We start from the raw sequence: 17,732 nt of genomic DNA on the forward strand, positions 1-17,732 counted from the left end.
TCATGTCATCCCGATGTATGCATCGCTCGAACACCACAATCGGTATTAAAGGAACCGGCCCGCGATTCTGGTCATCCGCACGGGTCTTGGCCCTATCACTTGTGGCTCTCTATCTGGCACCACTACTGTATTGCACCACCGCGAGCGCCCAACAGGCTTCACCGCCAAAAGAAGATTCCGGTTTTTTTCTCTGGACCGATACCAGCCTATCGCTCCTGCCCTATGGCACCGGATTCGAAATCGATCCGAAGGAACAATCCGCCTTTACCTTGGAGCACGCCCACGAATCCAAAATCGGCGACCTGTTCATGTTTATCGATGCCGTCGATTACCACGGTGAGCCCGAGGGTGCGGATACCGCCACCTTTTACGGCGAAATTGGTCCTCGCCTGAGTTTCGGCAAGCTATTCAACAAGGAAATTTCCTGCACTCTGTTCGAGCGCAGCCTGTTTGAAATCAAGGATGTCCTCCTCGCTACCCAGTACGAGCGCGGGGAGGATCCGGACCTGTCGGAAGCGGCACTGATCGGCGTCGGCTTTGACCTCGACATTCACAAAGCCGGGCTCCTTGGCCGGCTCGATAAATTCAACTACGTGCAACTGAACCTCTACGGCCGCGCCGAACTGACCGAGGGCACCGAGAGCGGGATCAATGACGCCCAGCTCTCCATGAATGCCAGCTACCCGCTACAGATCGGCGCCAGCAAATTCCTGATCGACGGCTACTTCGACTGGGTGCTGGGTCTCGGTGATGAAGAGTGGAGCTACCACCTCAACCCACAGATCACCATGGATCTGGGCGCCGCCTACGACAAACCCAAGAAATTATTTATTGGTGTCGAGCTCGACCTCTGGTGGAACAAATACCAGATCCCGAACTCCTCCGGGTTCGATACCAATCAGCAAGCCATCAGCCTGCTAATCAAATATCACCTTTTCTGATCAATCACGCTTATTCGATGACTCGGTATCGACAACAGGACATTGGCAATGACTTCCAAAATCCCTGCACCCGATAAAGCAATCCGCGGTCCCGCACTCACGTTTACGGGCGACCCCTTCGCCTCCGGTGTCGAGGACACCATGGTGTACGAGCCCGATGCCATCGTGGCTTTCGGCGGTGGCGTGATTACCCATTTCGGCCCTGCCGACCAGATACAGTCGCAACTGCCCGAAGGTATCGAGATCGAAAACTACGGTCCCGACGCGCTGATTTCCGCTGGCTTCCTCGACAGCCATGTGCACTTTCCGCAAACCCCCATGATTGCCGCATTTGGCGAGCAGCTGCTCGACTGGCTGAACAAATACACCTTCCCCACGGAAAAAAAATACGCGGACAAGGCCTTCGCCGCCTCGGTCGCCAAGGTTTTTCTCGAAGAAAACCTGAAAAACGGTATCACCACCAGCTGCGTCTACTGCACGGTGTTTCCGCAATCCGTCGATGCGCTATTCGAGGAAGCCGAGCGACTCGGCATGCGCATGGCCGCCGGCAAGGTACTGATGAACCGCAATGCACCGGACTACCTGCTGGATACCACCCAGAGTGGTTACGACGACTCCAAGGCACTGATCAACAAGTGGCACAACCGCGGCCGTCTGATGTATGCCATCACCCCGCGCTTTGCCCCCACAAGCAGCGCGGATCAGCTGGATTCCGCCGGCGCACTGTGGGACGAATTCCCGGACTGCTATATGCAGACCCACGTGTCTGAAAACCTGGACGAAGTGGCCTGGGTCAAGGAATTATTCCCGGATCGCAAAGGCTATCTGGATGTGTACGATCACAGCGGCCTGTGCCGCCCGCGCGCGGTGTTTGGCCACGGCATTCACCTGACCGACGATGAACTGTCGTGTATGCACCACACCGGCTGCGCCATTTCCCACTGCCCCACGTCCAATTTCTTCCTCGGCAGTGGCTATCTGGATGTATTCAAGGTCACTGACGCTAAACGTCCGGTACGGGTGGGGCTGGGCACCGATCTCGGTGCCGGCACCTCGTTTTCGATCCTCGCCACCCTCAACGAGGCCTACAAGGCGGCGCAACTGAACAAGAAGGCTCTCACCGCTGGCCATGCCTATTACCTGGCAACGCGAGGAACCGCGCGCGCCATGTATATCGAGGACAAGGTGGGCAGTATTGCGCCGGGTATGGAGGCGGATCTGGTGGTACTCGATATGAAGTCCACACCAATCATCGACTACCGCATGCAGTTTGCGGAAGACATTCATGAGGCGCTGTTTATCCAGATGACCCTCGGCGATGACCGCGCGGTACAGGCGACTTATGTCGCCGGAAAACTACAGTACAAGCAGGCAACCAGCCGCTAATTCCGCAGGGATTTACTCACTAAAGGAGGACAGTAATGTCTGCCAATCCTGTTGAAAACACCTCGGCCGGTGCGCCCAAACTTGGCGGTGCCATGGCCTGGTGGGTGTGGACACTCGCCGTTATGTTTGTGGTGTATCTGTTCAGTTTCCAGACCGGCTACTCCATCGTAAACCCCAGTGTGCAGCAAGACGTGGGGCTGACCATCAAGCAGGTGGGCGGTATCGCCGCGGTATACACCTGGGCATTCGCCATCTCGCAATTTTTTGGCGGTGCGCTGTTGGACCGGCTCGGTTCGCGCAAGGTATTGCCCATCGCCATTGCCCTGGTTGCCCTCGGCATTTTCCTGTTTGCCAATGCCGAGAGCTACACCATGCTGCTGCTCTCCCAGATAGTGGTGGCGGTTGGCTCCTGTGTGGGGTTTGTCGGCGCAGGCTATATCGGCGGCCAGTGGTTCGGTATGGCCAAGTTCAGTTTCATGTTTGGCCTGGTACAGGTCATGGCCGCGCTGACGTCCGCCTTCTCGGTGAACCTGATCAGCATGGCACTGGAGACAACCACCTGGCGCACCCTGTTTAATGCCACCGCGATTTTCGGTGTGGTGCTGTTTGTACTGGGCCTGATCTTTATCCGCAATCCGACACCGGTGGTGCATGAGGCCGACAGCAGTGGGGACAATTTTTTTGTCGGCGTCCTGAAAAGCCTGGCAAGCGTCGCCAAGATTGGCCACGTGTGGGTGGCGGCACTGGTAGGCGCGCTGTCATTTGGCATGCTACTGGCTTTGGGGGTGGTGTGGATGCCAAAAATCCTGATGGTACATGGACTCAGCCCCTCTTCCGCAGCGCTCGGTTCTTCGCTTCTGTGGCTCGGGCTGGCCGCCGGCAGCGCGGTGGTCCCCCACTGGTCCGACGTCATCAAACGCCGTAAGCGCACCATGGTTGTGGGCTGCGCCATTCAATTGGCGGCGCTGCTCGGGCTGCTGTTTATTCCCGGTCTTGGCAGCGGCCTGGCCCTGACACTGTGCTTTATTCTCGGTTTTGCCAACGCCTCCCATATGCTCGCGTTCAGTACCGCCGCCGATGTTGTGCAGCCGCACCAGATCGGCACTTCCGCGGCCATCGTCAATGGCATCATGTTTATCCTCGGCGGCATCCTGATCAGCCGCCCGGGGTTCCGTATCGGCGTCGGCGTGGAAAAGGGCATACAACCGGAGTCACTGGCACTGGCGCAGTACGCCAGTATTCCGCTGATTATTGCCGGCGTGCTGGCTCTGCTGATCGCGCTGTTTATGCGGGAAACTTATCCACAGCAGGGACATGGCTGAGGAGTAGCTGACGTGGGTACCGGCGCGGGGCAGAGACCCCCTCTCGGTGGCTGGCGCGCCTGGGGGGCGTGGCTGATTGGGGTCGCCTTTGTGGTGTACTACTTCAGTTTCCAGACCGGCTATTCCATCGTCAACGCACGGGTGCAGGAAGATGTGGGACTGAGTGTCGCGCAGGTAGGCTTTATCGCCGCGCTCTACACCTGGGTGTTCGCCATCTTTCAGTTTCTCGCCGGCCCACTGCTGGATCGACTGGGAGCGCGCAAGGTCCTGTTGCCGGCGATTATTCTGGTCACCATCGGTATCTTCCTGTTTGCCCGTGCGCAGAGTTTTTCCATGCTGTTGCTCTCCCAGGTGTTTATCGCGCTCGGCGCCTGCACCGGGTTTGTGGGCGCAGGGTATATTGGCGGCACCTGGTTTGGCTGGGCCAAGTTCAGCCTGATGTTCGGTCTGGTGCAGTTTTCGGCTTCCCTTTTCTCCGCGTTCAATCAGAACCTGCTCACCCGCGCACTGGAATCCTGGCCGTGGCGGGAGCTGTTTACCATGGCCGCCGGTTTTGGCTTGGCCCTGCTTATTATTGCCGTTTTACGCTTGCGGGATCCCGTGCCCGTCGAGATTGCCGGCGCACGCGGTGTACGGCCGTTTCTACGCAGTGTCATCCGCGCGCTCAGGAAGGTGGGGGCTGTCCCCATGGTGTGGGTGGCATCGGCATTCGGCGCACTCTGCTTCGGAGTAATGCTCGCCCTCGGTGTGGTGTGGGGGCCGAAGCTGATGATGGTGCGCGGGCTTGAGCCGGCAACAGCCAATCTTGCCGCGTCCTTTTTGTGGCTGGGACTTGCCGCCGGTTGTTTTATCACTCCGTGGCTGTCGGATTGTCTGCAACGGCGCAAGCTGCCCACCATCGTGGGTATTGTGATCCAGCTGTTCGCGCTCACGCTGATTTTATTTGCTCCGCCCATGGGAGCAGCGGCAGACATGTGTCTCTGTTTCGCATTCGGCTTTGGCAACTCCGCACATATGCTGGCATTCAGCGCGGCCTCCGATGTGGTGGAGCCGGAGAACATCGGCACCTCGGCGGCCATCGTCAACGGCGTCATGTTTATTGTTGGCGGCATCATGATCAGCCGCCCGGGTATGCGCATCGGTCTTGGCCAGGCCGAGGGACTGGTGCCCGCCTCCGCCGAACTCGCACAATTTGCCGCGCGGCCACTGCTACTGGCCATTGTGATTGCCTTGCTGATCGCGCTGTTCATGCGTGAAACCTATCCCAAAATGCGCGCACTCCACGCAGTGGAATAGCGCCGGGCATTTCTATGATTGCCCGCAACCGCACATCCTCAACCTCCTCTCGATTACCGCTGGCGGCCCGCCGCTGCTACCGGCTCGCCTTTACCACCGCACTTGCACTGGCGCTGTGCTATGGCCTCAATATTGGTATTCCGTTTGTCGCGCCGGTATTTGCTGTGCTGGTGGCAGCAGCGCCAACGCCGCCACCGGATGTCCGCGGAGCGTTCGGGCTGCTGCTGTTTATGGCCGCCGCACTTACCGTGGGCATTCTGATTGGCCCGTTACTGCAGCAGGCACCGTTCACCGCACTGCTGATCATCGCCGCCGGCACCTATTTCAGTAACCGCCTCGCCATCAGCGGGGGCAAGGCGCTGCCCGGTACCTTGCTGGCCCTGGGTTTTACCGTCATTCCCGTGGCGGATGTCGCGAGCTCGGCTCTCGCCTCCGCATTGGTGGAAGCACTGGTATTGGGACTGGCCCTCGCCATTTTCAGTCTGTGGCTTGTATATCCTTTTTTTCCGGAAGATACGGCGCCGGCGCCCCCGGCACAGTCAACCACAACCGTCGATGATCACTGGCTGTCGCTGCGCGCAACCCTGATCGTTCTGCCCGCGCTCGGGTTTACCCTGACCAACCCCACCACCAATTTACCCTTTCTGGTGAAAAGCATTCTGTTGGGACGGGAAGCCAGCGAACTGCAGTTGCGGCATGCAGGCCGGGAGCTGGTGGGCTCCACACTGGCTGGCGGCTTGCTGGCCATTGCGGTGTGGTGGTGCCTTGGCTTCGCGGTGGAGCTGTGGTTTTTCAGCGCCTGGATCCTGCTGGTGAGCCTGTTTGTGGCGGCGGGCTGCTACCAGGTTTTCCGCAATCGCTTCAGTCCCGGTTTCTGGAGCAACGCGCTGATGAACATGTTGATACTGCTCGGTGCGGCAGTGCAGGACAGCGCCGCCGGCAAGGATGTCTATCAGGCATTTATGGTGCGGATGTCACTATTTTTACTGGTGGCGGTGTACGCCCTGGTCGCCATGCAGCTGCTCGAGTGGTGGCGAGGCCGCCGCTGACCGTGCGCCATTACTTTGTTGAAGGCAGCTCGCCCCGGTGGTCTCATCAAGAGGCCTCTGCAAAAGGATTTAAGCGCAGGCTTGATCCGTGCCTAGCACCCGTTGCCGCGGAGAAAAATACTCCGCGTCTATTCTTGAAGGAGACTTGTGCGAGGTTGCCGTCTTGTTGAATCTGCTGCTGATTTTTATTCCTGTCGCCGTTGCCCTGGAGCACCTTGCAGCGGACCAGCACCTGCTGATCTTTATCGCCTCGGCACTGGCGATCTTGCCACTGGCGGGCTGGCTCGGACACGCCACAGAAAATCTCGCCGAACACGCCGGTGAAGGTGTGGGCGGACTGCTGAACGCCACTTTTGGCAACGCCGCGGAACTGATCATCGCGCTGGTGGCACTCAAGGCGGGGTTGCACGATGTGGTCAAGGCCTCCATCGCGGGCTCGATTATCGGCAATATTCTGCTGGTGCTCGGCGCGTCCATGCTTGCCGGGGGGCTGAAGCACCACCAGCAACAATACAGTTCCGAAGGCGCGCGCTCCCAGGCCACCATGCTCACCCTTGCCACGATCGGCCTGATATTGCCCGCGGCCTATTCCTTCTCGATCGCCGAGCAGGTACCACGGGGGCTCGGATTTATCAGTATCACCATTTCCGTAGTGCTGCTGGCAGTCTATGTGCTGTTTCTCGTCTATTCCCTGATTACCCATCGCGCACTGTTTACAGGTTCAGCCGCTGTGTCCGAGGCTGGCGACCATAAGAACCCATGGTCTGTCGGCAAGGCGCTGGCCGTACTCACCGTTGCCACGGTATTTATCGCCTGGATGAGTGAAATTCTGGTGGGCGCGGTGGAGCCCGCCGCCGAGGAACTGGGCCTTAGCAATATTTTTGTGGGTGTGTTTATTGTCGCGATTCTCGGCAATGCGGCCGAGCATGCCTCGGCAATTACGGTGGCAATGAAAAATCGCATGGATCTGTCGCTCGCCATCGCCATCGGCTCCGGCGTACAGGTTGCGCTGTTTGTCGCCCCGCTACTGGTTTTGCTGAGTCTGGTGATTGGCCCCCACCCCATGGACCTGGCATTTTCCGGTGGGCTGGTGTTGAGCATGCTGCTGGCAGTATTGATTACCGGGCAGATCGCCGGCGATGGACGATCTGACTGGCTGAAGGGCGTTCAATTACTCACGGTTTATCTGATCCTGGCCCTTACCTACTTTGTGATTCCTGACCAGATGGCAACGTGATGCTGCGCGATCTGCTGCTTGGAACCGCCACGACGTCCCTGTGCCTCGTATTGCAGACTCTCGCTCTGGTCGCCGCCCTGCGCTACTATTCCCATAGGGAATCCATGCTCCGGGTAACGTTTTTGCACGCAGAGAAAGTCGTTATCGGGCTGGTGATCATTCTGATTCTCGGTAGCCTGGCGCAGATGAGCATCTGGGCGCTCGTTTTTTTGATCCTCGGTGAATTCGATAATTTTGAGGCCGCGCTGTATCACTCGGCGGTGAATTTCGCCACCCTCGGTTACGGCGATGTTGTCATGTCCAACGAACATCGCTTGCTCGGTCCACTGGAAGCCATTAACGGTGCCCTGATGATCGGCGTTTCCACCGCCGCCCTGGCCAGGGCGTTTACCACCGTTATTCGAGAGCAGGTCAATCCAAGTCAGCGGAAAGACCTGCCTCCGCGGCGATAAGAGTGCAGGCCCCTTAGTTACTCTGCCAATAGTGCTTTTTCATTTGGCCATTGATAGCCTTCAAACTGCACCCGCAAATCCTTTTTGCTGACCTTGCCGGTTGCGGTGTGTGGAATATCCGCGACAAATTCGCAAGCTTCCGGAATCCACCAGCGCGCCACTTTACCGGTAAAGTGCGCCAGCAACTCTGCCGGGTCCGGTGACTCGCCCTCTTTGGGAACGACCACCAGTAACGGGCGCTCGGTCCACTTTTCGTGGTACACCCCGATCACCGCCGCTTCCGCCACCTGCGGATGGGTCATGGCACAGTTCTCCAGCTCGATGGAAGAGATCCACTCACCGCCGGACTTGATCACGTCTTTGGTGCGGTCGGTAATCTGCATATACCCATCGGCATCAATGGTGGCCACGTCCCCGGTTTCAAACCAGCCATCTGCGTCGCAGGCATCGGTGTCCGCCTTGAAGTAGCGCTGGATCACCCAGGAACCGCGCACTTTCACCGCACCGGACGCCTTGCCATCCCAGGGTAAGGCCGCATCATTCTCGTCGACGATTTTCATATCCACGCCATAGACGGGGCGCCCCTGTTTGAGCCGAATCCGGGTTTTCTCTTCTTCGCTCCAGTGATCCATGTGTGGCTTCTGGGTATTGTAAGTACCCAGTGGGCTCATTTCCGTCATGCCCCAGGCTTGCTGAACTTCCACATCGTAATGTTCACGGAACTTGTCAAAGATCGGTTGCGGACAGGCGGCACCGCCAGTGGTGAGCCGCTGCAGACTCGGCACCTTCTGGCCGGATTTTTCCAGATAGTCCAGCAGCGCCAGCCATACCGTCGGTACGCCAGCCGATGCGGTCACCTTTTCTTCATTGATCAGTGTGCACAGGGTTTCGCCGTCTCCCATTTTGGGCCCCGGCATCACCAGCTTGGCGCCCACCATAGGACCGCTGTACACCAGCCCCCAGCCATTGACATGGAACATGGGCACAATGGGCATCACCACATCCCGGCCGGAGAGTCCGAACGAATCCGGCAGTGCTGAACCGTAGCAGTGCAGAACCGTGGAGCGGTGGGAGTAGAGAACGCCTTTAGGATTGCCGGTGGTACCGGAGGTGTAACACAGGGAACTTGCAGTGTTCTCCTCCAACTCCGGCCAGTCGAATTCGTCACTTTCTCCGGCAATCAGTATCTCGTAGCAGATCAGGTTGGGCAGACAAGATTGTTCCGGCATATTCGCTTCATCGGTCAGTACCACAAACCCTTTTACCCGCGGTAACTTTTCCACCAGCTTTTCCAGTACCGGTACAAACAGCACATCCACAAACAGATACTGGTCATCGGCGTGGTTGATGATGTACTCCAGCTGTTCCGGGAAAAGACGTGGATTGATGGTGTGGCACACCATGCCCGAACAGGAAATCCCGTAGTACAACTCGAGGTGACGGTAATCGTTTAACGCCAGGGTACCGATACATTCGCCGCGCTGGATGCCCAACCGATTAAGTGCATTGGCCAGTTTGCGTGCGCGGGCAAATGCTTCCCCGTAGGTATAGCGGTGGTATGGGTTATCGGAAGTCACCGACACAATTTCGCTGCTACCGTAAACCTTGTCGGCAAATCGCATGATATTGGTAATGGTGAGCGGCAGGTTCATCATCTGGCCGTACATAGAATTTCCTCTCGTCAAAATTTGCGTTTACAGAGCGCAGGGAGTCAGGCAGTTGTCCAGCTCTTCAATAAAGGCTTCCGCCATCGGCCAGGGCCCGAAGCCAGACGCCGGATTGAGGTGGCCAACGTCGCCGAGGTTGACCAGTTTGCTACCCCAGGCGGCCGCCATTTTTTCCGCCGTGGCGAATGAAGCCAGGTAGTCATTGGTACTGGCCGCAAGAATGCTGGGAAACGGTAGCGGCTGTGCCGCAGGCTGATCCCAACCGTGCTCGCGCAGGGTATCCGGTGTCGGGTATTGCGGCGGCCAGTCGATATTCAAATCCGGCGGTGCAACCAACAGCGCCCCCTTGATCTCACGGGTGTAGCGCGCCGCCCAGTGCGCCACCATCAGGCAGCCGGCACTGTGCGCCACCAGAATGATGTCACCCTGGATACGTTCAACCTGCTTCTGAATGTTTTCTATTCGAGCATTGCAATCGAGCTTTTGTTCCGTAAGCGGTGGCACGCTGCACACGCGCCGTAGCCTTTTTTCCAGATGAGTTTGCCAGTGCTCTTCGACGTGATCCCGCAGTCCGGGCACGATCAAAACAGTCGCTTGTGTTTCCATTGTTCACCTTATAAAAAAGGGGCGTGAACAGATAACTGATCCACCCCAACAGTGAATTTCCACTGAACCAAATATCGGGAAATTCCTCAGAAATGCATACGCGCAGTCAAACCGAAGATGCGCGGCGTCCCGGTATACGCCTGATAGGAAGCGCCACCATCCAGCTTTGATGCAATTGGCGAGGCGGTTTTCTGGATGAAATACACCTCGTCGTGCAGGTTGCGAACCCAGGTGGAAATATCCCAGGTATCGTTGCGCCAACCCGCGCGCAGATTACCCACCCAGTAGGCATCTTCCTGATGACGGGGATCGCGCTCAGAACTGTAATTGGCTTGTCCGGTATAACGATAATCCACGCGGGAATAGAAGTCCCCGCCGGCCAGGGGCTGCTCCCACTCCAGCGCCAGGTTGCCGGTCAGTTCCGGTGCAAACGGTAGAGTCTCCCCACTCAGGTCACACTGCCCCAGAGCATTTTCCGGTGCGCGTCCGTAGTAACACTGGCCACCGGTATAGGTATCGTACCTGGCCTGGATATAGGCAAGGTTTGCTACCCCGGTCAGGTTTTCACTGAGCAGCCAGGTGGAGTCCAGTTCAATGCCATCAACTACAACCTTCTCTGCGTTGTTGACCGCAAACGCGAGACCGATAAAGGTGGCATTCTGGAAATTGGTGTACTCGGTATGGAATACGCTGCCATTGATGCGCGCGCGATTTCCCCAGGTTTCGGTTTTCCAGCCAAGCTCGAAGTTATCAATATCCTCTTCGTCGAACGGCCGCGCTTCTTCACTGAAGTCTCCCCACTGCAGGCTATAGCCACCCGCCTTGAAGCCCCGGGAGTAGGTGCCGTACAGCATGGTGTCCTCATTGGCAAACCAGCTCAAAGTGACATTGCCGGTAACCGCAGACCAGCTGTCGCTGTCTTCGAAATCGCTGGCATCCGGCGTGAGAGAACAGGCAAGATTATTGAGCACGCACCCGAGCGCGGTGGTGGTGTGCTGCTCGACTTTTCCGTCTTTCGCATCCATTGAGTAGCGCAAACCGGTGTCCAGTTTCAGGCTCTCATTGAAGTGATAACCGAGGGTGCCGAAAATGCCATAGCTCCGGGTGTCCTGCTCGGCAAAAACATCGCCGGTATCGCCATCGCTGCCAAACAGCGCCGGGCGAAATTGCTCGGGTACACCGAGGACCGAGCCGACCACATTGCCGAGCATTGCAATATCCGACTGCAGTTCAAACTCCGCACCATCGCTGTCACCGCGGGTAAAGGCATTGTTGTAGTAGAAGCCACCCAGCAGCCATTCGAGGCTGTCACTGTTATCCGACATCAGGCGCAGTTCCTGGGAGAAAGAGCGTCCTTCCTGCATGTCATTGAATACCAGCAGATCCGAAGGCATCTGCTCCACGCCGTACATGATGTTGCTGGACGTGTAATCCTCAAATCCGGTAATGGCATTAAACAGGTATCCGTCACCGGAAAACTCAAACTGCAGTACGCCGTCGGTCACCTGCTGGTCGAAATCGTTGGTACCGACCTGCTCGATAATGCGATCCGACGGATCGTTATTGGTCACCGCACTGCCGGCGCCAAACTGGGACATGGCGCCAGCCACTGTTACGACCGTGGGGCTGTACCAGGTATCCCCCAGCATGGTGTTCATGTGCCGCTCCATACGGCTCAGAATCAGTCGGGACGTCAGCCGGTCGGAGAGATCGGCGCTCAGCTGCACGCGCAGCGCCTGTCCGTCCTGGCTGTCACCGCCTTCTCCGAGGGTGTTCTCGATCATCTGATCACGGCGGGTGCTGGAAACGCTGACACGGCCGTTGACACCGTCACCGATCGCGCCGTTGACGGAGCCCTTGAACTGGCTCAAGCCCTCGGAGCCAAAACCGTATTCGGCCATACCGGCAAAGTCTGGGGTCGGAGCTTCGGTGTTGACGATGATGACACCGGCGCTGGCATTTTTTCCGTACAGCGTGCTCTGGGGTCCCTTAAGCACCTCCACCGACTGCACATCGACGAGTTCACCCAGGCCCACCCCGGAACGGGAGCGGAAGGCACCATCGATGATTAATGCGGTATCCGGTTCAAAGGTGGGGATATTGCCCTCATTGCCGATACGGCGAATGCGGAAGGTGGCATTCAGTGGGGAAAGGTTACTGGTCACGATCAGTGACGGAATCTGTGCAGCGACATCGTCGACATCGCGGAATCCCGCTTTGGCCAATTGATCCCCGGTCAGGGCGTCCACTGCGACGGGCACATCCTGCAAGCTTTCGCTGCGCTTCTGTGCGGTGACAGTGACTTCGTCAATTTTCAATTCTCTCGTATCGCCAGTTTCAGCCAACCCGTTTAACGGATGAATCGCCAGGCCAATAGCAAGGGCCAACAGCGATGGCTGTACCAGTCCAGTGGAATTATCTTTATCAGGATTGGTGCGTATCAATTTCATTATTGTCTCCTCAGAATACTTCAATGCTCAGCACTGAAGCGTGACTGACCGAAATAAAACATCGCCATCGGTCAGCATGTGGGGTGGCCCGGAACGCTCGGCCACGGAGTCACTCTAAAAGAGGGCGATAATCTGGACTTTTCTTGAGGCGACAGGCAGTTTTCATTTGACGACACTCGGCAACTTTTTTGCATGTTTTTTGCACGTCCGAGAAAAAGAAAAAACCCGCAAAAGTACACCGACTTTTGCAGGGTCTCACACCGCATGCAGCGGTATTAAGCAGAGCAGGAAAGAGATATGATCGGTCAGCTGAAGTAGAGAACCGCCAGGACCATCGCCGCGAGCACCGTGGTTTCGATCAGCATCAGCAGTATCGGTTTGAACCCGACCTTGGCCAGTTCTTTTAACTGGGTTTTCATGCCCAGCGCACTGATCGCGATAACCAGGCACCAGCGCGACAGGTCGCTGCCAAACTGCTGCACCGTCGGTGGTACCCAGCCGGTGCTGTTGACCGCGGCGAGCAAGACAAAAACCACCGCAAACAGCGGCAGTAGCGGTGGGCGTTTGCCACCATCCTGCGCACCCCGGGCGCGGGCGATCATGACGACACACAGAATCACCGGCAACAACATGGCAATGCGCATCAGTTTGACGATAGTGGCGGTGTCACCGGCTTCATGGGAAATACTGTAGCCGGCACCGACCACCTGAGCCACATCATGGATGGTGCCGCCGAGAAAAATACCCGCCTCCACATCACCCAGCCCAAACCACTGCACCACCATCGGATAGGCAATCATGGCCATGGTCGACAGTGCGGAAACCCCCACCACGGTAAACAGAGTTGCGCGCTCCTTGGCCGGGTGTGCGGGCATGGCGGCGGACAGCGCCATCGCCGCGGAAGCGCCGCAGATCGCGGTGGCGCCGCCGGTCAATACGCCAAACAGCGACTGAAAACCAAGTGCCCGGGCGAGCACCACGGAAACACAAATGGTCGCGGTGACGATGCCAATTACCAGGATGATCGGCCCCCACCCCAGGGAGGCGACCTGGTCAAAGGTGATCCGCATACCCAACAGGGCGACACCGATACGCAATATCGTACGCGCGGTAAATTCAATACCTTCCCTGCAGGGTCCATCCGCTGCGAGGAAATTCATCGCCATTCCCAGTAACAGGGCAAACAGCATCACCGGCGCGGAGTAATGTTCGGAAAGAAAACTCGCCGCAGCGGCCACTACGGTACTGGCAATCATTCCGGGTAACAGAACCTGCGATCGCGAGCGCACAGAAACCCAGGTAGCAGCAATCATGAGACAACCTCTCGCTGTTCGCGTCCCTACACAGACAATTCGTCAAGCGCCTGGCAAAGCGCGGCATATAATTGTTCCGGCGGCTGCGCACCGTGCAGGCGCATTCGGTGATTGAAGGTATAACTCGGCACCCCCTCCACCGCGGAAGCCGAGTGAAAAGACTTCGGAGCCACAGCCGCACCGTCCGCCAGCATGCGGCTATCCAGTGCACAGGCCTCGGCAATGTCGAGCAGGGTTTCCGCATCGCCGATATCGCGCCCGTGAATAAAGTACGCGTGAAACAGGCATTCGAGAAACTCGTCCGCCTGCGCAGTAGTGCCTAGCCGCTGCGCTCGATTAAAAATCCGATGAACCAGTTTCGTATTCGGCATGATCGGAATATTTTGCAAGCGCAAGGAGATGCCGGCGTTCAACGCAGCGCGACTGACCTGTTCCTGACGAATACGCACCGCCTCATCGCTTCCCAACCGTTGGCGATAGAACTCCTTGAACGGAACACCAGCGACAGGAAGCCCCGGTAGTAATTGCACTCCCACCCAGAATACGTCGACATGCAATTCCGGCAGGTTTTCACGCAGCAAAGCCGTGGCAATTTCCAGATTGCGTTTGCCGATAAAACACCAGTGGCAGATAAAATCAAACGCAACTTCAATTTTCAGATTACTCATGCCGCGACTACCGCTCCCTGTGTGGATAGATCGCGCACACTGGCAATATCCCGCCGGTAATGGCGCTTCGCGCAGTAGAAAACCAGTGCCGATGCGAGGCTCATGATTGGCACCAGTGCCAGAGCCTGAGAGAGTCCAACCCCATCCGCCAACATGCCGGTAACAAACGGCCCCGGCGCCAGACCAAGCAGATTGTTAACCAGCGTCAGAGTTGCAAAAGCGGTTCCGTGAATTGCGGCGTGCGTAAGATTTGCAACCATGGCGCCGGCAGGTCCGGTGGTCCCCGCTACCAGGAACATGCCGAGGCCGATCAGCACCAGCTGCACTACCCCAGACTCCAGGCGAAACCCGACGCCCAGAAACAGGCAGCACAACAGGCAGTAAATGATGGCGAGCGAAATTTTACGCTCCGCGCGATTCCGGCACAGCCGGTCACACAGATTGCCGCACACCACCATGCCGGCACCGCTGATCAGAACAAATACCGCTGCGGCCATACCGGCCTTGTCGGTTCCGAGATCGTAATAGCGGTTCATAAAGCTGGGAATCCAGGCCATCAGCGACGCCGCGACAAACAGTTGCAGGCCGCTGGCGATGTAGGCACACAGCACAGATGGGTTGTTGACCAGGCCTCGCAGGGATGGGCGCTGCGCGCTAGCCACAGAGGTAGCCGGCGTCACGCGTTGTTCGCGAATGATGACGGGATAGATCAGCGCAAGGACGATGCCGAAAATGGCCATGCCGGCGAATGCCCAGCGCCAGCCGAGGTGCTCCGCGAGTACCCCGCCCAGCGCCATACCGAGCACGGACCCCAACATACCGCCGGCCATAAAGGCACCCGCCAGAGTCGCGCGCAGGCTCGGTGGAAATACAGAGATCACCAGTGCGATACCGACACTGCCGTAGGCAGCTTCACCGATTCCCACCAGAAAACGCGCCGCAAACATTTCCGCGTAACTGTCGGACAGTGCGCACATCAGGGTGGCGAGACTCCACAGCAGCGCCATCAGGGTCAGGCTTTTCACTCTGCCCCAGCGGTCGGCAAGAAGGGAGAGCGGTATAGTGAGCAGGCCGACCATCAGGGCAACAATACCCGAAAGGGAACCCAGCTGGGCGTCACTCAATTGCCACTCGAGTTTGAGCAGCGGAAATACGGCGTTGAGAACCTGCCGCGACATATAGTCGGAAATCAGCAGGCCAAAGGTAAGGGCGAAAATAATCCAGGCGTAACGGCGCGATACGGAGACGACCGGGATATCGCTGTCGGCATAGTGGGCCATGGCGGTTCCTCGCAGAAAGCCGGCGTACAGAAGGTGCACGGTCGCATCGTCACTGGTGGCACAGGGCCGCCAGTGCGAGGCTCAACAGCTGCGTATCGGGATTGCTGGATCAATACCCGCGCAGCGGAACATTTTTCTGTCCGAGCTTGCGATTGGGCGCCATACCATGGGCCGCCAGAGTTTCATTGGCGTCTTTATACCAGGTGCCAATGCGGTAGATTTCTCGCGCTTCCTGTCCGTTGGCGACTTCGCGCCCCAGTTCGTGTGACAGACGCACCAGTTGCTGGATCTGCGCCACCGAGGTCATGCGATTGCCGTGTTGGTCGATCAAGGTGTCTTCAATACCACAGCGTGGATGCAGGCCCAGCGCCATGGCGATGGTGTTGATCGGCAACACATTTTTCATCAGAGATTCGAGAGTGAGACAGGCACCGTCCGGCGCGCGGCGGATAAACTCCATAAAATTGTAGGGGTTGGGACCGTCGAAACCACCGGCAATACCCACCCAGGTCAGGTTCAGCGGACCGCGGTAAATACCACGCCGCACCAGGCGCTCCAGAGTTTCCAGCGAGTGCATACCGGTCAGCTGGAAGTGCGGCTGAATTTCGGCCGCCTGTAAACGCTTCAGGTGCTCCTCCACCCAGCCCGGTCCTGCGGGCACGGTCATTTCGCGATACGCTTCCCAATAGGCCGGGTCGCAGATGCTGGTACCGGCAACGTCTTCTTCATGCATCAACTCGGTGATGTTCATCTGCACGGTATTGATGGCCACGGTTACCTGATCCGGTTTCGGCGTCAGTTCCGCGAGCATATGGCGGGTGTCGTCAGACAACCATTTGGCTTCCTGCCCTTCTTCCGGGGCAAAAGAAATGGAACCACCCACCTGGATGATCATGTCGGGTACCGCCTCGCGCACACCGGCAATCAGTTCATTGAATTTGGATAAGCGCTTTGAGCCTTTGCCATCCAGTTCTCGTACGTGCAGGTGCAATACGGTGGCGCCGGCCTCATAGCAGTCGACGGCTTTCTGAATCTGCTCCTCCATGGTGACCGGAATATCTTCCGGAAAATCTTCCGGCATCCACTCAGGTCCGTAAGGCGCTACGGTAATGACTACTTTGTCCTGGTTCTGCGGGTGCAGGGAATCATCTAGGAACTGCATTCTTCACTCCTCATCCTTCGCAATTTATTTTTTTTCGAATAGTGATTTAGTAAGGCTTGTCGCCCACGATGCCGGCGCGCTCCATCTTGCGGTGGCAGGCCGGATAGTCCATCACGGCATAATGTTGAGTACTGCGGTTGTCCCAGATGGCGACGCTGTGCGGTTGCCAGCGCCAGCGTACCTGGTACTCGGGAATCGTTGCCTGGCTAATCAGGTAGCGCAGAAGGTCTGCACCACCCGGGTTCGCGTCCTGACCGAAGCGCACATTCTCCGGGGTATGGAAGTTGGTAAAGTGCGTGGTGAACGCATTCACAAACAGGATTTTTTCTCCGGTGTCCGGGTGTGTGCGTACCACTGGGTGTTCCGCATCGGGAAACTGTTCTTTCAGCGCAAGGCGTTTTTCGATAGGCATGGCGGCGCCAAAAGAAGCCTCGATGGAATGGCGTGCACGCAAACCTTCGATCTGTTTTTTCACATGCTCGGGCAGCATTTCATAGGCCTTCACCATATTGACCCACATGGTGTCGCCGCCCACCGGCGGACATTCGATACAGCGCAGCACACAACCAAACGGCGGCGCCTCGCGCCATGTGGCATCGGTATGCCAGGCATTTTCGTAGCGGTCTGCGGGCTGATCCGGACTTTTATAAATCCGCACCAGACCCGGGTACTCAGGGTCAGACCCGGCAACCGGATGATCCTCCAGCTCGCCAAATCGCTCGGCAAACGCCACATGCTCCGCGCGGGAAAAATTCTGGTCGCGCAGAAAAAGTGCCTTGTGCTCGATGAGAAGCTGTCGAATGGTTTCGAACAGTCCATCGTCGTGAACGGCGTCGGCGAGATTGATCCCGGACAGTTCGGCGCCGATACTGCAGGTCAGCGGTTCAATGCGCATGGTCGACA

15 protein-coding genes are annotated in these 17,732 nt (G+C 57.6%); 7 read left to right on the top strand and 8 right to left on the bottom strand.

Annotated elements, in window-relative coordinates:
- Window positions 1-86: 86 nt before the first annotated feature.
- From AU11_RS11155 to AU11_RS11185, 7 genes are all read left to right on the top strand, one after another.
- Window positions 87-941, top strand: a complete 855-nt coding sequence (locus tag AU11_RS11155) for an outer membrane protein OmpK (RefSeq protein WP_051687196.1) — start codon at window positions 87-89, stop codon at window positions 939-941.
- Between the two features lie 48 nt (window positions 942-989).
- Window positions 990-2,327 carry a guanine deaminase gene (gene guaD, locus AU11_RS11160; protein ID WP_043319415.1) on the top strand — a complete coding sequence of 446 codons (1,338 nt, stop codon included), beginning with the start codon at window positions 990-992 and terminating at the stop codon, window positions 2,325-2,327.
- Between the two features lie 35 nt (window positions 2,328-2,362).
- Window positions 2,363-3,649 (top strand): MFS transporter, encoded by a 1,287-nt coding sequence (locus AU11_RS11165; protein WP_051687197.1) that lies wholly within the window; start codon window positions 2,363-2,365, stop codon window positions 3,647-3,649.
- A 12-nt stretch (window positions 3,650-3,661) separates the two neighbouring features.
- The gene (locus AU11_RS11170) at window positions 3,662-4,945 is read left to right on the top strand and encodes a nitrate/nitrite transporter (protein WP_043319416.1); all 1,284 of its coding nucleotides are present in this window, start codon (window positions 3,662-3,664) and stop codon (window positions 4,943-4,945) included.
- A 14-nt stretch (window positions 4,946-4,959) separates the two neighbouring features.
- Entirely contained in the window at window positions 4,960-5,994 is a 1,035-nt protein-coding gene (locus AU11_RS11175; protein WP_051687198.1) for a DUF2955 domain-containing protein, read from the top strand.
- A gap of 163 nt (window positions 5,995-6,157) precedes the next feature.
- On the top strand, window positions 6,158-7,231 hold the full coding sequence (gene cax, locus AU11_RS11180) for a calcium/proton exchanger (RefSeq protein WP_051687199.1): 1,074 nt from the start codon (window positions 6,158-6,160) through the stop codon (window positions 7,229-7,231).
- Window positions 7,231-7,683 carry a potassium channel family protein gene (locus AU11_RS11185; RefSeq protein ID WP_043319418.1) on the top strand — a complete coding sequence of 151 codons (453 nt, stop codon included), beginning with the start codon at window positions 7,231-7,233 and terminating at the stop codon, window positions 7,681-7,683. The genes cax and AU11_RS11185 overlap by 1 nt, the downstream gene beginning before the upstream one ends.
- A gap of 17 nt (window positions 7,684-7,700) precedes the next feature.
- Here AU11_RS11185 and AU11_RS11190 read toward each other — a convergent pair whose 3' ends face one another.
- The 8 genes from AU11_RS11190 to AU11_RS11225 form a co-directional block, all read right to left on the bottom strand.
- Window positions 7,701-9,350 carry a long-chain-fatty-acid--CoA ligase gene (locus AU11_RS11190; RefSeq protein ID WP_043319419.1) on the bottom strand — a complete coding sequence of 550 codons (1,650 nt, stop codon included), beginning with the start codon at window positions 9,348-9,350 and terminating at the stop codon, window positions 7,701-7,703.
- 27 nt (window positions 9,351-9,377) lie between these two features.
- A complete protein-coding gene (locus AU11_RS11195; protein ID WP_043319421.1) occupies window positions 9,378-9,956 on the bottom strand; it encodes an alpha/beta hydrolase in 579 nt (192 codons plus the stop codon).
- Between the two features lie 86 nt (window positions 9,957-10,042).
- The gene (locus AU11_RS11200) at window positions 10,043-12,406 is read right to left on the bottom strand and encodes a TonB-dependent receptor (protein ID WP_043319423.1); all 2,364 of its coding nucleotides are present in this window, start codon (window positions 12,404-12,406) and stop codon (window positions 10,043-10,045) included.
- A gap of 305 nt (window positions 12,407-12,711) precedes the next feature.
- Window positions 12,712-13,719, bottom strand: a complete 1,008-nt coding sequence (locus AU11_RS11205) for a YeiH family protein (RefSeq protein WP_043319425.1) — start codon at window positions 13,717-13,719, stop codon at window positions 12,712-12,714.
- 26 nt (window positions 13,720-13,745) lie between these two features.
- On the bottom strand, window positions 13,746-14,387 hold the full coding sequence (locus AU11_RS11210) for a DsbA family protein (RefSeq protein WP_043319427.1): 642 nt from the start codon (window positions 14,385-14,387) through the stop codon (window positions 13,746-13,748).
- Window positions 14,384-15,667 carry an MFS transporter gene (locus tag AU11_RS11215; protein ID WP_043319430.1) on the bottom strand — a complete coding sequence of 428 codons (1,284 nt, stop codon included), beginning with the start codon at window positions 15,665-15,667 and terminating at the stop codon, window positions 14,384-14,386. Before AU11_RS11215 ends, AU11_RS11210 begins: the two co-directional genes overlap by 4 nt.
- 109 nt (window positions 15,668-15,776) lie before the next feature.
- Complete coding sequence (locus tag AU11_RS11220; RefSeq protein WP_043319432.1) at window positions 15,777-16,829, bottom strand: 3-keto-5-aminohexanoate cleavage protein; 1,053 nt, start codon at window positions 16,827-16,829, stop codon at window positions 15,777-15,779.
- Between the two features lie 46 nt (window positions 16,830-16,875).
- Window positions 16,876-17,724: a TauD/TfdA family dioxygenase gene (locus AU11_RS11225; RefSeq protein WP_043319434.1), complete on the bottom strand. Its 849-nt coding sequence runs from the start codon at window positions 17,722-17,724 to the stop codon at window positions 16,876-16,878.
- Window positions 17,725-17,732 lie beyond the last annotated feature (8 nt).

The organism is Microbulbifer sp. HZ11 (assembly GCF_000708675.1).
Taxonomy (GTDB): Bacteria; Pseudomonadota; Gammaproteobacteria; order Pseudomonadales; family Cellvibrionaceae; genus Microbulbifer.